Raw genomic sequence first — 12562 nt, forward strand, 5'->3', positions numbered from 1 at the left:
TAAGGAGTCGAGCCGTTGACCGGCCCGCGGCGGTCGGCGCAGGATCGGCGTGTCAGCTGGGGAGCGCCGACAATCAAGGGGGAGTTGGACCATGTCCGACACGATCGAACGGCCCGCGGGTGCGAGACCGGAAGGTTTCGGCGGAGTGGTGCTGCAGGCGGGGGATGCGGCGTACGACGAGGCCCGGACGGTCTTCAACGCGATGATCGACAAGCGGCCGGCGATGATCGCGCAGTGCGAGTCGGCGGCCGACGTGGTGGCAGCGGTGAAGTACGGCGTCGCGCAGGAGCTGGAGATCGCCGTCCGGGCCGGCGGTCACGGCGTGGCCGGGACCGGGGTGACCGACGGCGGCCTGGTGGTGGACCTGCGCCGGATGAACAGCGTCCAGGTCGACCCCGCTGGGCGGATCGCCCGGGTCGGCGGCGGTGCGACCTGGGGTGACTTCGACCGGGCCTGCCAGCAGTACGGCCTGGCGACCACCGGCGGCCGGGTGTCGACGACCGGGGTCGCCGGACTGACGCTCGGCGGCGGATCGGGCTGGCTGGAGCGGAAGTTCGGGCTGGCCTGCGACAACCTGATCTCGGTCGAGCTCGTCACCGCGGACGGCCGGCTGCTGATCGCGGACGAGACGAAGAACACCGAGCTGTTCTGGGCGCTGCACGGAGGCGGCGGCAACTTCGGGGTCGCGACGTCGCTGACGTTCCGGCTCGAGGACGTGCCGACCAGCACGCTGGCGATGCTGATGTGGCCGGCCGAGGCCGGTCCTGCCGTGGTCCGCGCGTACCGGGACATGATCGAGAACGGCGCGTCCGAGAACCTCGGTGGTGGCGTGCTCTACCTGACCGGGCCGCCGGAGCCGTTCGTTCCGGAGCATCTGCAGGGTCAGCTGGTGGTGGCGGCCGGTGCGATCTACGCCGGTCCCGAGGCGGAGGCACGGGAGGCCTTCGCGGCGATGTTCGCGCTCGATCCGGTCGGTGAGTTCGTCGCGGAGATGCCGTACGCCGATCTGAACTCGGCGCTGGACGATCCGCCCGGATATCGCAACTACTGGTCGGCCGAACATCTCTCCTCGTTCCCCGACGCCGCCGTACGGGTGTTCAACGACCGGGCGCTGGAGATGCCGGCGCCGTCCCCGTCGCAGCAGATCGCCATCCCGTGGGGTGGAGCGGTACTGCGCGGCGCCGACAAGTGGCCGCTGCCGCACCGGCAGGCAGCGTGGGTGGTGCACCCGTTCGGGCTGTGGGCCGATCCCGCGGACGATGCGCGTGGGCGGCAGTGGTCGCGGGACCTGTGCGCCGACCTGCAGGAGTGGGCGACCGGGTACGTGTACCTGAACTTCATCGGCAACGAGGGCCAGGACCGGGTGGTCGCCGGGTTCGGGCAGGAGAACTACGACCGGCTGTCGCGGGTCAAGTGCGAGTACGACCCCGAGAACGTGTTCCACCTCAACCAGAACATCCTCCCCGGCTGGCCGGAGAAATCAGCCGAGTGAGGGAGGCGCCGTCTGGTGGTCCCGTCCGTGGTGGGGTAGGCGGGACCATTGGACGGCGGCCACGACGGCGTACGTGATCGCGGCCAGTGGTACCGACCAGAGCCGGAAGAAGGGCAGCTGCCCGGAGACCGCGGTCGCCGCGAAGATCACCCCGAACACAGACAGTCCGGCGACGGTGCCGCGTCGCCGGCTGTCGAGCGCCGTACTCGGGAGTGGGCCCATGTGCCGATCGAGTACGACGGACAGCGCCGACAACCCGACCATGGCCGTGACGGCGAACAGGATCCCGCCGGGGAGACCGCCGAGGACGATCGCGAACGCGTTGGCCGCGGTCAGGACCGCGACCACGACTGCCATGTCCAGCGCGCCGAAGGTCAGCTGGCTCATCCGCCGCTTCCCCAGGTCGACCTCGTCCGCGGTCCTTTGTGGGCCTGGTTCGCCGACCAGCCGCTGTACGGTCAGGATCAAGCCGACGATCAGTATTGCGAGAATCAGTACGCCGGCCACGGACAGCACCGCGGACCTCGTCGGCGAGATGAAGTCCTGGACGTTGCCGTTGCCGAAGTCGCAGGTCGCCTGGGGCGGGAACCAGCCGGTGTGCACCTCGATGTTCGCGCTGTCGGCCCCGCCGAACCGCAGTGCACACGCTTCGTCCGGATCGAACCAGCTCGGCATCGACGTGGTGACCGCGCCCGTCCACCCCAACCCCAACACGAGTCCGATTCCGAGCAGGGTCCCCGCGCGCCTCCTGATCCACCGCATGCTTCACCCTCTCATCCATGACGACGTACGAGGGTTCGTATCTCTGGGAGGTCCGCCAGCAGGTCGGCTCCCGCCTGCTGCTGATGCCGGGCGCGCAGGTCCTGGTGGTGGACGACGCCGAGCGGGTGTTGTTCCAACGGAGCCGGGACTCCCGGTTGTGGGAGCTACCCGCCGGAGCAGCCGAGCCAGGCGAGAGCTTCCGCAGTACGGCGGCCCGCGAACTCCTCGAGGAGACCGGCCTCGAGGTGGCCGAGGAGGACCTGATCCCGTTCGCCTCACTGTCCGAGGCGGACCTCCACACCCTCACCTACCCCAACGGCGACATCCTCCACTGCTTTGCCCTCTGCTTCGAGGCCCGACGCTGGACAGGAGACCTCGTCGCAGACCCGCACGAAGTCCTGGACCTTGCCTTCTACGCCGAACCACCAGCTGACCTGCATCCGCCAACGCGGGTGGTGCTGGAGCTGTACGCCGCCTATCGCGCATCCGGGGCGTTTCAGGCTCGGTAGGTGCCGTACAGCTGATCCCCGCGGGCTACGGGAGCTGGCGGGCCTGGTCGCGGAGGAAGTCGGTGGTTGATCGGGGGGTGATTCCCCTTTGGCGTAAGGGTTCGTCGTCCCAGGTGGCGGCGTTCAGGTCCTGGGCGAGACCGACGCCGAACACCGACGCCAGACCGTCGTTCCTGCGGTTGAGCAGGCGGATCGCTAGCCGGGCCACCGATCGCGGCATCCGCTGCACCTTCATCTTGCGATGGGTCAGGTCTTCCGCGATCGCGATCGCCTCGTTCCGGCTGAGCGCCTCGGGTCCGCCGAACTCGACCACGGCCGGCGGATCGGGCTCGACCGCCACCGCAGCCACCAGCGCCGCCACGTCATCGGTGCTCACCCACCGCACCTTCGTGTCACCGTTCCCGAACACCGACACCTTGCCCGAGCCCATGTCGAACCGCCCGAGCGGCGCCAGATGGACCTCATGGAACGCATCCGGCCGTACGACGACCCGCCGCAGACCCGACCGTGCGAGCCGCGACTCCGTTGCCCGCTTGGCGTTGTCGATCGGCGTCCCGAGCCCGGCGTCCACACCCGCGAACGAGAGATAGACGAAGCGCAGTACGCCGGCCGACTCCGCCGCATCCACCAGCGACGCCATCCCCACCTCATCGGCCTCGCGGATCGACGGACCTGGTACGCCGGCCAGCCGCCGCGCGATCGCCGTCGCGGTAGCGATCACCGTCTCAACGCCCTGACACGCGTCGACCAGACTCCCCGGATCAGTCAGATCCCCCCGAACGACCTTCGCCCCCAACTCCTCGAGCCGCTCACCATCCGACCCCGCCCGGACCAGACACCGCACCTCATGCCCCTGCCCGAGCAACAACCGAACAACCCGCCCACCAAGCTCCCCAGTCCCCCCAACCACCAGCAACATCTCGATCCCCACCTTCCCCCTCCCCCCGACCGTGCACCCCCACCCCGGCCCCCGGCAACCCTTCAGACCCGTAGTTGGGCGAAGGCAGTGGGTGGGCCCTGGTGGAGGCGGTCGCGGATGGTCGCCGCGCACTCGTCCGGCGTGTGGTGCTCCGTGTCGACCTCCACGTCGTACACGCCGTGCTGGTGGACGAGAGGGAACTGGACCTCGGCTCGGCCCATGGTGCGGTTGCCGCGGGCGCGTTCGCGGCGTTGGAGTTCGGGGAGTGAGCAACGGACGCCGACGAAGAGCACCTGGTGGTTCTCGAAGACGGAGAGGCAGTCCGCGAGGCGCCACCGTTCGCCGAGGACGTAGTCCATCACGACATCGTTGCCGGCCGCCACCATCCCTGCGACGGCCCGGTGGAACCCGAGCACGGTCCGCTGGAAGATCGGCAGGAACTCGTCCTCGGACCAGTCCCGCCGCGACCGGACCCGGTGAAACCCGTCGATCGCCAGGTGAAACCACGCTCCGTCCAGCATGTCGAGCAGTTCCGTGGCGATACTCGACTTCCCCGAGCTCGACGTGCCGTTCAGCAGGATCACGCGCCCGGCCCGCGCATCCGCCACCACCTCATGCGCCACGCCGATCGTCATAACGCCTCGAGCAGGTTGTCAGTCATCGGGAAATGCTAGGCGAAGACCGTGGTTGGGCTGGGATCATTTGGCGATGGTCAAGGTGGACGAGATCGCCGACGGGCTCAGGCGGCTGGGGTTAGACCGGTCGTCCAGTGTGGTTGTGCATTCGTCGTTGAAGTCTTTCGGGTACGTCGACGGGGGTGCCGAGGCGGTGTGTGATGCGTTGACCGGGACCTGCGGGACCGTGCTCGCGCCGGCCGGGACCTGGGAGCTCACTGGGATCAGCCCGCCGCCGGGGCTCGTCCGGCCGCACAACGCCTACGATCCCGCGCCGACTTGGGAAGCGTTCGACGACGAGCTCGCCCGAGCGACCGCGTTCACCCTCGACCTGCCGATCGATCGCGAACTCGGCCGCATCCCGGAGAGCCTCCGGCTGACGCGCGCACTCACCCGGACTGCACACCCGCTGCTGTCGTACATCGCCGTCGGTCCCGCGGCCGATCAACTCCTCGCCGCACATCGCTCCGACTGGCCACTCGGCCCGATCGAGGAGCTGGGCCGGCTGGACGGCGACGTACTCCTCCTAGGTGTCGATCACACGGTCAACTCCACGATCCACCTGGCCGAGCAACTCCTGGGCCGTTCCTGCTTCTACCGCTACGCGAAGACCGCGGAAGGCGTCTGGGCCGAGTTCCCCAACATCTCGGGCGACAGCCACAAGTTCGACGCGATCGAGCCCGCCCTGCGATCCGCAACCCGGGAGACCAATATCGGCAACTGCCGAGCCCGCCTGATCCCCATCACCGCAGTCCTGGCCGCCACCAGACAACTAATCCTCGCCGACCCAGCCGCCCTCCTCTGCTCCACTCCAACCTGCAGATGCCACGCCGCCCACCAGCAACGCCTGGCCGTGCTCTAGTCACCGGAGAGGATGTCGAGGTCGCGTTCGGCGTACAGGCGGTGTTGCCACTCTTCGTTGAGCACGATGAGAAGGCACTCGCGGACGGGGTAGCTGATGGAGTCGGGCCAGCCCGGTTCGGTGACCGGGATGGTGTCAGCGTCGAGCTGTTCGTCGGTGAGCCCGTCGACGTACCGCCGTACCATCGCCATCCGATCCTTGCGCAAGGCAAGGACTTCGTCGACGGATGGACGTACGGCGCGATCCCACGGAATGCCCGGTACGTCGCCCATCCCGTCGAACGGGAGGTCGAGCGCATCCCACGGCCGCGGCTCGCCGAGGATCACCCGACCGACCCACGCGTCGGTCGCGAAGACCAGGTGGCGCAGTGTCTCGATGAACGACCATTCGCCGTCGACACTCTCGTGCAGGAGCTCCGGCCGCATCGCCCGGGCCCGCGCGACCGTCCCGTCCCAGAGGCGTTCGAGGATGTCCCACGCCGCCCGGAATCCCGCCGGATCGGTCGGCCGCATCTTGGCCCGATCCGGGTAGCGGCGGTCCAGTTCGGCGTACACGAACGGCGCGACGTCCACTCCGTTGATGACCAGGTCCTCGATGTCGCCGTCGATCGTCACGTGGCCGAGTTCGACGCCGCGCATCCTCGTCCCGGTCAGTACCACCTGCTCGAACCGCGCGTCCCGCAGCTCCACCTGCCGGAGGAACGCACCACTCAGATCGATGCGCTCGAGCCGCTTGCCCGACAACCCGTCCGTGAATCCCATGGCCTCACGGTAGAACAGGTTCCGGACGATCCCCTTCCGGAACGCTGACCTCTGGTCGCCCGGTCTCGGCCGGGTTACATTGCCAGGGCGTGAGACCTGGGGGAACCGGTCCAACCGCTTGTGGGGGAACGAATGCGTGTGTTCCGTCGTGGCGCCCTTGGCGCCGTCAGTATCGCCGCGGCCGTCGCTCTGGTCGCCGTCCAACAGGTCCCGGCCGGCGCGGCTCCGATCGAGGAGACGTACGCCAAGCTGCTGGTCAAGAAAGTCACCGGACAGAACGCGAAGCAGCACATGGTCGCGTTGCAGGAGATCGCCAACCAGAACGGTGGCAACCGCGCCGCCGGCACCAAGGGCTACGACCTGTCGGCCGAGTACGTCGCACAGCGGCTGGGCATGGCCGGCTACAAGGTCACGCTCGACCCGATCAACTTCGTCGAGAACTGGGTGGAGAACAGCCCACCGGTCCTCGAGCAGGTGTCGCCGACACCGAAGACCTATGCACCCAACTCCGACTTCTTCACCTTCGCGCCCTCGCCGGCCGGCGACGTCACCGCGACGGTCCAGGCCGTCGACCTGACGCTGCCGCCGACGCCGACCCCGACGTCCACGAGCGGTTGCGAGATGTCCGACTTCGCCGGGTTCGTCCCCGGCAACATCGCGCTGATCCAGCGCGGCACGTGCCCGTTCGCCACCAAGGTGCGCAATGCCGGGTTCGCCGCGGCCGGCGGGATCATCATCTTCAACGAGGGCCAGCCCGGCCGGACCGACGCGTTCCCGCTCGACATCGGCGAGTGGCGGGCCGGGATCCCGATGGTCTTCGCCAGCTTCGCCGTCGGCAACGAACTGGCCGCGAACCCGGGCACTGTCGTCCACCTGAAGGTCGACTCCACGCTGACGCTCGGAACCGACTACAACGTCATCGGCGAGACCCGCAAGGGCGACCCGAACAACGTCGTCATGGTCGGCGCCCACCTCGACAGCGTCCCGGCCGGTCCGGGCATCAACGACAACGGCTCCGGTACGGCGGCCATCCTCGAGACCGCGATCCAGATCGGGAACTTCCCGGTGAAGAACAAGGTCCGGTTCGCCTTCTGGGCTGCCGAGGAGATCGGTCTGCTCGGGTCCGACCAGTACGTCGAGGGCCTGACCGCCGCCCAGCGCGACCAGATCAGGCTGTACCTCAACTTCGACATGGTCGCCTCACCGAACTACGCCTACAAGCTGTACGACGGCGACGACTCCGATGCGACCGGCTCACCGGCCGGACCGCCCGGCTCGGCGCAGATCGAGAGCCAGCTGGCGAGCTTCTTCACCAGCCGAGGCCTGGCCACCGTCGGCACCGACTTCGACGGCCGCTCCGACTACGGCCCGTTCATCGCGGCCGGCATCCCCGCCGGCGGCATCTTCACCGGTGCCGAAGGCATCAAGACACCGGCTGAAGCGGCCCTGTTCGGCGGTACGGCGGGAGTCGCCTACGACATCTGCTACCACCAGGCCTGCGACACCATCGCCAACCCCAACCTCACCGCGCTGGATGTCAACGCCGACGCCATCGCCGATTCCACCGCCCGCTACGCCTTCAACCTCACCTCCATCCCGTAGATCACGGGAGGTACTGACAGCCCGGGCCCGCTTCGGCCCGGGCTGTCAGGCGCGGAGGGACTTGGTGAACATCAGGTTCGCGCTGTCGTCGTTGCGAACGGTTTCGCCGGGTGGGACCGGCTGGTTGTCGTACATGAGGCCGCGGCCGTCGGGGATGTAGCCGCGGCGGACGTACATGCGTTGGGCTGTGCCGTAGTCGGCGTACAGGCCGACGCCGATGCCGACGACCGCGGACCGTTCGGCGGCCCGCGCCTCGGCGGCGTCCATCAGGCCGCTGCCGATCCCGCGCCGACGGTACGGCGGGAGGACGTTGAAATCCTGGATCTCCGGGATCGCGCCGAAGTACGCCGACTCCCATCGCACCGTCACGTAGCCGACGAACTGGTCGTCGACCGTCGCCACGAGGACATCGCGCCCGCCGGCCCGTTGCTCGGCCAGGTACTTCTCGTACTGGCTCACCGGCTTGTCCCAACCGATTGCCGTGAACGCAGCCGACATCACCTCCGGATCCCCGTCTCGCAACGCCCGGATCGCATACCCAGCAGCCACCGGCAACCCCTTCCGCTCCCGCCGAAGGGTAGTCGGCCCGCCGCCATCGGTCGCCGGGTTTTCCACCGGGCGCTGCGGTCAGCGGGTTGCCCGGGCTGCTTGTTCGATCACCTTGGTGACTGCGCTCGGGTTGGTGATCAGGACGAGGTGGCCGGCCTTGACCCGGGTGATGCGAGCGTTGGCGCGTTCGGCCATGAACTCCTGCGCGGTCGGCGTGATGATCTGATCGCGGGTGCCGAGCACGTACCACGACGGGATCGTGGCGTAGGCCGGCGGACCTGACACGTCGGTTCCGGCGGCCAACGTGAGCGGCCGCTGCGACGGGTACAAGAGCTCGGCCTCGCGACGGGGCACCCCGGACGCGAACGACGTCAGGAAAGTCTCGCGCTTCAGATACAAGTCCACGTCACCGGCAGGCCCACCAGGGTAAGGAACGAAGTCGAAGACGGTGGTCGGATCGACGGCCAGTGCGGAGTCCTCGCCGGCCAGCGGGAAGACCGCTTCTCCCTGGGCGGGGGCGAACCCGTCGACGTACACCAACGCCTTGACGTTCGGATTGCCGGTTGCGGCGTTCGTGATGACGGCCCCGCCGTAGGAGTGGCCGACCAGCACGATGGGCCCGGACAGCGTGGAGAGGAAGAGCCGGATGGTTGCGGCGTCGCTCTCGAGGCGGCGCAGTGGGTTCGGTGGTACCCGAACCGTGTAGCCGTCCGACTGGAGACGGCTGGTGACCTTGGCCCAACTGGATCCGTCGGCCCAGGCGCCGTGGACGAGGACGATGGTGGGTTTGGGTTTACCCGAGTATGACGCCGCCGCGGGTGTCACCGCGGTCAGTACGACGGCCAAGACGGCCAGCAGTGCGGTCAACAGACGAGGCAAACGGGTCCTGCTCATCGACAGTTCCTTTCGTCAGGCGATCATCGCCGGGGGAGGGCGTGTGTGCATGACGAAGTACGTGTGGTGGTGCGGGCCGACCGCTAGGACTGGAGGAACTCCAGCAGGTCGGCGTTGATCAAGTCGGCGTGGGTGGTGGGCATGCCGTGCGGGAGGTCCTTGTAGGTCTTGAGGACGCCGTTCTTCAGCAACTCCGCCGAGCGTGGGCCCGAGGCGACGTACGGAACGATCTGGTCGTCCTCGCTGTGCATCACCAGCACCGGGATGCTGATCTTCTTCAGATCCTCGGTGAAGTCGGTCTGGGAGAACGCGACGATGCCGTCGTAGTGGGCCTTCGCGCCGCCCATCATGCCCTGGCGCCACCAGTTGGCGATGACCGCCTCGGACGACTCCGCACCCGGCCGGTTGAACCCGTAGAACGGTCCGGACGGCAGCGCCCGGTAGAACTCGGAACGGTTGGCCGCGAGCTGTGCCTGCAGGTCGTCGAAGACCTCCTTGGGCAGGCCGTCCGGGTTGGCGGCGGTCTTCACCATCAGCGGCGGCACCGCGCAGAGCAGCGCGGCCTTGGCGGCGCGGCCCTCGCCGTGCCGAGCCAGGTAGTGCGTGACTTCGCCTCCGCCGGTCGAATGGCCGACGTGGATCGCATCGTGCAGGTCGAGGTGTTCGACGACCGCGGCCAGGTCATCGGCGTAGTGGTCCATGTCGTGACCGTCTCCGGTCTGCGTGGACCGGCCGTGACCGCGGCGGTCGTGGGCGATGACGCGGTAGCCGTGGTGCAGGAAGAACAGCAACTGTGCGTCCCAGTCGTCGGCCGACAGCGGCCAACCATGACTGAACACGATCGGCTGACCCTCGCCCCAATCCTTGTAGAAGATCTCGGTGCCGTCGCTGGTGGTGATCGTCCCCACTGTGGTGCCCCCTTCAACGCGCGAAAACCCTTTGTCAGCAGCAGGTTCCAGGGCGGCCCCACGCCACCCTAACCCGCGACAGCCGATCTGAGGAGCCCGTCAGCCGGCCGGGAATAGTTGACTCACCAGCCGGACGCGCGGCCAACGGTTTTCGTGGCGGCAATGGCTCCCGCGTGGTCGGCCGGTGAGGAGAGCATGCAGAGTTGGCGCCTGCACAGATCAGCGGGCGGTGATCGACGTCGAAATCACTCGGCGCGGATGATGCTGGCTGGTGTGGTGGCCGGGAAAGGTGGTGCGGAGTTCACTGCCAACCGGAGGGGGGCGGATCCGCATGGGGATCACGCTTCCGGCCTTCACGCCGCTCGAGGACAGTTTGTGGTTGACGCTGTGCTGCCGCGCACTCGACAACCGCACTCCGAATCCGGTTCTCGGCGACGCCATGGCCGACCAGATCGTCCGCACTGTCGACTACGACTACGAGAAGCTCAACATCGGCACCAACCTGCGCCTCAACGCCACGATCCGGGCGAAGAAGATGGACGAGGTGGTGTCGGCGTTCATCGCCCGTCACCCGGACGCTGTCGGGCTCGACCTGGGCGCCGGGCTCGACACGCGCAGCCATCGACTCGACACCCCGGACACCGTCGACTGGTACGACGTTGATTTTCCGGTCGTCGCCACAGCGCGCAGCGAGGTGATCCCGGAGCGCCCGCACTCCCACGTGATCGCCGCCGATGTGACCGAGAAGGGCTGGCTGGACGGCGTACCCAACGACCGGCCGGCGGTGATCGTGGCCGACGGTCTGATGGGGTTCCTCAGCCAGGACGAGTTGATGGGGCTGTGGGACCAACTGCTGGCCCACTTCCCGAGCGGTCAGATGGTGTTCAACAGCTACACCAAATTCGCCGTCTTCGCGGCCAGGCATGCCCCCGGCACGACGTCGGTCGCCGCGCTGATCAAGTTCCCCGGCGTCGACGATCCTCGCGACTTCGAACGCTGGAACCCGAAGCTCCAACTGGTCAAGGAGATCCTGATCAGCCGCGAACCCGAGGTGGCCCACTTCCCGACCGCCCTCCGCCTCTACTACCGGGCCCAAGCACGCAGTACGGCCTGGTCGCGAAAGGGGACCATCGTCCTCCACTACCGCTTCTGAGCACGCTGCTGCGCCGTCAAGCCGGGCGGATGTTCTTGTTGTGGTGGAACGCGTTGTCGGGGTCGTACTTCGCCTTGACCTCGGCGAGGCGCCGCCAGGTGTGATCGCCGTACGCCTCTCGAGTGCGGCCGGCGTCGTCGTCTGCATCAAGGAAGTTGACGTAGACGCCTGCGCGGTCCGGCTCGAGGGCTTGGAGGAACTGTCGCGCCCACGCGGTCTCGGCAGCGGCGTACTCGCCGGACTCGTCAGGCAGCCACACCGCGTCGATGATCAAGTTGTGGGCCACGTCGCGACCGGCGAAGGCGGTGGCGTCGCGCGGGACTCGGGCGACGGCGCCGCCCAGGTGGAACATCGCCGCGTACGACCGGGGCGAGTTGGCGGCGTACGCGTGATCGGCGATGGCGGCAATGGCGTGGTCGGAGAGGCCGGCGAGGCTCGTGGCCTTCCAGTAGTAGTGCCACCCGTGGAGGACGGTGTCGTCGGTCGCGGTCTGGTGGGCGACGTACGGCGTGGGCGCGAGCAGGTCCACGAGCGGCGTCCCGAGTCGGCGGAGGGCCCGCACCGCACGTTCGCCGTCTTCCACGGCGCCGGCGTAGCAGCAGATGACCGCGATGGCCGGTCGCCAGTGCAGGTTCTGGGGGATGCCTGGCAGTGGCGGTACGGTGCCGAACCTGACCACGCTGCCGAGCTCGTCGGGCGCGTCGGCGGCGAAGTCGCGATAGAAGCGCAGTACGTCGATGGTGTCATCGGCCGCCCAGAAGATGGGTCCGGCCAGCACGGTCGGACCGACGTCATGCAGCGCGAACCGGAACGACGTGACGACGCCGAAGTTGCCGCCGCCGCCTCGTAGCGCCCAGAACAGCTCGGGGTGTTCGTCGGTCGACGCCCGGACGATGCTGCCGTCGGCGGTGACCACCTCGGCCGCCAGCAGGTTGTCGACGCTGAGCCCGTGCTTGCGCATGAGGAACCCGATGCCACCGCCGAGGGTGAGCCCGGCGACGCCGGTGTGACCCACGATGCCTCCGGTAGTCGCCAGGCCGTGGGCCTGGGTCTCGTGGTCGACGTCGCCCCACAGGGCACCACCCTGCACCTGGGCCGTGCGTCCGACGGGGTCGACCCACACGGACCGCATCGTCGAGAGGTCGATGACGATCCCGTCGTCGCACACCGCCGTACCGGCCACGTTGTGGCCCCCACCCCGTACTGCGATCTCCAGGTCGTGATCGTGGCCGAAGCGCACGGCCGCGGCCACGTCGGCGGTCCCGCTGCACCGGGCGATCAGGCGGGGCCGCCGGTCGACGGTGCCGTTCCACACGGCTCGGGCGGTGTCGTAGTCGGTGTGGTCAGCGGTGATCAGCTGCCCCCGGAACCCGTCGATCTCCATGGCGGTTACCTCCTCGCTCACGTGGCCGACGTACTCGGTGGTCGACGGCTCCATCGCATCGCCGTTGACCCCGGCCGTGAAGTCAAGAATCTG

13 protein-coding genes are annotated in these 12562 nt (G+C 68.4%); 5 read left to right on the forward strand and 8 right to left on the reverse strand.

Annotated elements, in window-relative coordinates:
* The first annotated feature begins 91 nt into the window (after nucleotides 1–91).
* Nucleotides 92–1492: an FAD-binding oxidoreductase gene (locus tag ACGFIF_RS25075; protein ID WP_393157712.1), complete on the forward strand. Its 1401-nt coding sequence runs from the start codon at nucleotides 92–94 to the stop codon at nucleotides 1490–1492.
* On the opposite strand, the gene ACGFIF_RS25080 is transcribed toward ACGFIF_RS25075, so the two are convergent.
* Nucleotides 1481–2254, reverse strand: coding sequence for a hypothetical protein (locus ACGFIF_RS25080; protein WP_393157714.1), 774 nt, complete (start codon nucleotides 2252–2254; stop codon nucleotides 1481–1483). The two genes, ACGFIF_RS25075 and ACGFIF_RS25080, sit on opposite strands and share 12 nt — an antisense overlap.
* A 17-nt stretch (nucleotides 2255–2271) precedes the next feature.
* On the opposite strand from ACGFIF_RS25080, the gene ACGFIF_RS25085 reads away from it, so the two are divergent.
* Nucleotides 2272–2763, forward strand: a complete 492-nt coding sequence (locus ACGFIF_RS25085; protein ID WP_393157716.1) for an NUDIX domain-containing protein — start codon at nucleotides 2272–2274, stop codon at nucleotides 2761–2763.
* Nucleotides 2764–2788: 25 nt separating this feature from the next.
* Here the strand turns inward: ACGFIF_RS25085 and ACGFIF_RS25090 are convergent, their stop codons facing one another.
* Both ACGFIF_RS25090 and ACGFIF_RS25095 read right to left on the reverse strand, forming a co-directional pair.
* Nucleotides 2789–3694: an SDR family oxidoreductase gene (locus ACGFIF_RS25090; protein ID WP_393157717.1), complete on the reverse strand. Its 906-nt coding sequence runs from the start codon at nucleotides 3692–3694 to the stop codon at nucleotides 2789–2791.
* Nucleotides 3695–3744: 50 nt separating this feature from the next.
* Nucleotides 3745–4317 carry a chloramphenicol phosphotransferase CPT family protein gene (locus ACGFIF_RS25095; protein ID WP_393157719.1) on the reverse strand — a complete coding sequence of 191 codons (573 nt, stop codon included), beginning with the start codon at nucleotides 4315–4317 and terminating at the stop codon, nucleotides 3745–3747.
* 73 nt (nucleotides 4318–4390) lie between these two features.
* Here ACGFIF_RS25095 and ACGFIF_RS25100 point away from each other — a divergent pair, with 73 nt between their 5' ends.
* Nucleotides 4391–5218: an AAC(3) family N-acetyltransferase gene (locus ACGFIF_RS25100; RefSeq protein WP_393157720.1), complete on the forward strand. Its 828-nt coding sequence runs from the start codon at nucleotides 4391–4393 to the stop codon at nucleotides 5216–5218.
* Here ACGFIF_RS25100 and ACGFIF_RS25105 read toward each other — a convergent pair.
* Nucleotides 5215–5979, reverse strand: coding sequence for a DinB family protein (locus ACGFIF_RS25105; protein ID WP_393157722.1), 765 nt, complete (start codon nucleotides 5977–5979; stop codon nucleotides 5215–5217). The two genes, ACGFIF_RS25100 and ACGFIF_RS25105, sit on opposite strands and share 4 nt — an antisense overlap.
* 132 nt (nucleotides 5980–6111) lie before the next feature.
* Here ACGFIF_RS25105 and ACGFIF_RS25110 point away from each other — a divergent pair, with 132 nt between their 5' ends.
* Nucleotides 6112–7581: a M28 family metallopeptidase gene (locus ACGFIF_RS25110; protein WP_393157723.1), complete on the forward strand. Its 1470-nt coding sequence runs from the start codon at nucleotides 6112–6114 to the stop codon at nucleotides 7579–7581.
* A 45-nt stretch (nucleotides 7582–7626) separates the two neighbouring features.
* Here the strand turns inward: ACGFIF_RS25110 and ACGFIF_RS25115 are convergent, their stop codons facing one another.
* The 3 genes from ACGFIF_RS25115 to ACGFIF_RS25125 all read right to left on the reverse strand — a co-directional run bounded on the left by ACGFIF_RS25115 (nucleotide 7627) and on the right by ACGFIF_RS25125 (nucleotide 9932).
* Nucleotides 7627–8130 (reverse strand): GNAT family N-acetyltransferase, encoded by a 504-nt coding sequence (locus tag ACGFIF_RS25115; RefSeq protein ID WP_393157725.1) that lies wholly within the window; start codon nucleotides 8128–8130, stop codon nucleotides 7627–7629.
* Nucleotides 8131–8208: 78 nt separating this feature from the next.
* On the reverse strand, nucleotides 8209–9024 hold the full coding sequence (locus ACGFIF_RS25120) for an alpha/beta fold hydrolase (RefSeq protein WP_393157726.1): 816 nt from the start codon (nucleotides 9022–9024) through the stop codon (nucleotides 8209–8211).
* A gap of 83 nt (nucleotides 9025–9107) precedes the next feature.
* Nucleotides 9108–9932, reverse strand: coding sequence for an alpha/beta fold hydrolase (locus ACGFIF_RS25125; RefSeq protein WP_393157727.1), 825 nt, complete (start codon nucleotides 9930–9932; stop codon nucleotides 9108–9110).
* A gap of 331 nt (nucleotides 9933–10263) precedes the next feature.
* Here ACGFIF_RS25125 and ACGFIF_RS25130 point away from each other — a divergent pair, with 331 nt between their 5' ends.
* On the forward strand, nucleotides 10264–11085 hold the full coding sequence (locus ACGFIF_RS25130; RefSeq protein WP_393157728.1) for a class I SAM-dependent methyltransferase: 822 nt from the start codon (nucleotides 10264–10266) through the stop codon (nucleotides 11083–11085).
* Nucleotides 11086–11101: 16 nt separating this feature from the next.
* On the opposite strand, the gene ACGFIF_RS25135 is transcribed toward ACGFIF_RS25130, so the two are convergent.
* Nucleotides 11102–12523 carry an FAD-binding oxidoreductase gene (locus ACGFIF_RS25135; RefSeq protein WP_393157730.1) on the reverse strand — a complete coding sequence of 474 codons (1422 nt, stop codon included), beginning with the start codon at nucleotides 12521–12523 and terminating at the stop codon, nucleotides 11102–11104.
* Between the last annotated feature and the right edge of the window lie 39 nt (nucleotides 12524–12562).

The organism is Kribbella sp. NPDC049174, assembly GCF_043197365.1.
In the GTDB taxonomy this organism is placed as follows: Bacteria; Actinomycetota; Actinomycetes; order Propionibacteriales; family Kribbellaceae; genus Kribbella.

What these genes read in the sequence shown, in the direction of transcription:
- ACGFIF_RS25095 (WP_393157719.1), bottom strand. Translation starts at nt 4,317, where the DNA reads ATGACGATCGGCGTGGCGCATGAGGTGGTGGCGGATGCGCGGGCCGGG.
- ACGFIF_RS25120 (WP_393157726.1), bottom strand. Translation starts at nt 9,024, where the DNA reads ATGAGCAGGACCCGTTTGCCTCGTCTGTTGACCGCACTGCTGGCCGTC.
- ACGFIF_RS25085 (WP_393157716.1), top strand. Translation starts at nt 2,272, where the DNA reads ATGACGACGTACGAGGGTTCGTATCTCTGGGAGGTCCGCCAGCAGGTC.
- ACGFIF_RS25130 (WP_393157728.1), top strand. Translation starts at nt 10,264, where the DNA reads ATGGGGATCACGCTTCCGGCCTTCACGCCGCTCGAGGACAGTTTGTGG.
- ACGFIF_RS25080 (WP_393157714.1), bottom strand. Translation starts at nt 2,254, where the DNA reads ATGCGGTGGATCAGGAGGCGCGCGGGGACCCTGCTCGGAATCGGACTC.
- ACGFIF_RS25100 (WP_393157720.1), top strand. Translation starts at nt 4,391, where the DNA reads ATGGTCAAGGTGGACGAGATCGCCGACGGGCTCAGGCGGCTGGGGTTA.
- ACGFIF_RS25075 (WP_393157712.1), top strand. Translation starts at nt 92, where the DNA reads ATGTCCGACACGATCGAACGGCCCGCGGGTGCGAGACCGGAAGGTTTC.
- ACGFIF_RS25135 (WP_393157730.1), bottom strand. Translation starts at nt 12,523, where the DNA reads ATGGAGCCGTCGACCACCGAGTACGTCGGCCACGTGAGCGAGGAGGTA.
- ACGFIF_RS25110 (WP_393157723.1), top strand. Translation starts at nt 6,112, where the DNA reads ATGCGTGTGTTCCGTCGTGGCGCCCTTGGCGCCGTCAGTATCGCCGCG.
- ACGFIF_RS25105 (WP_393157722.1), bottom strand. Translation starts at nt 5,979, where the DNA reads ATGGGATTCACGGACGGGTTGTCGGGCAAGCGGCTCGAGCGCATCGAT.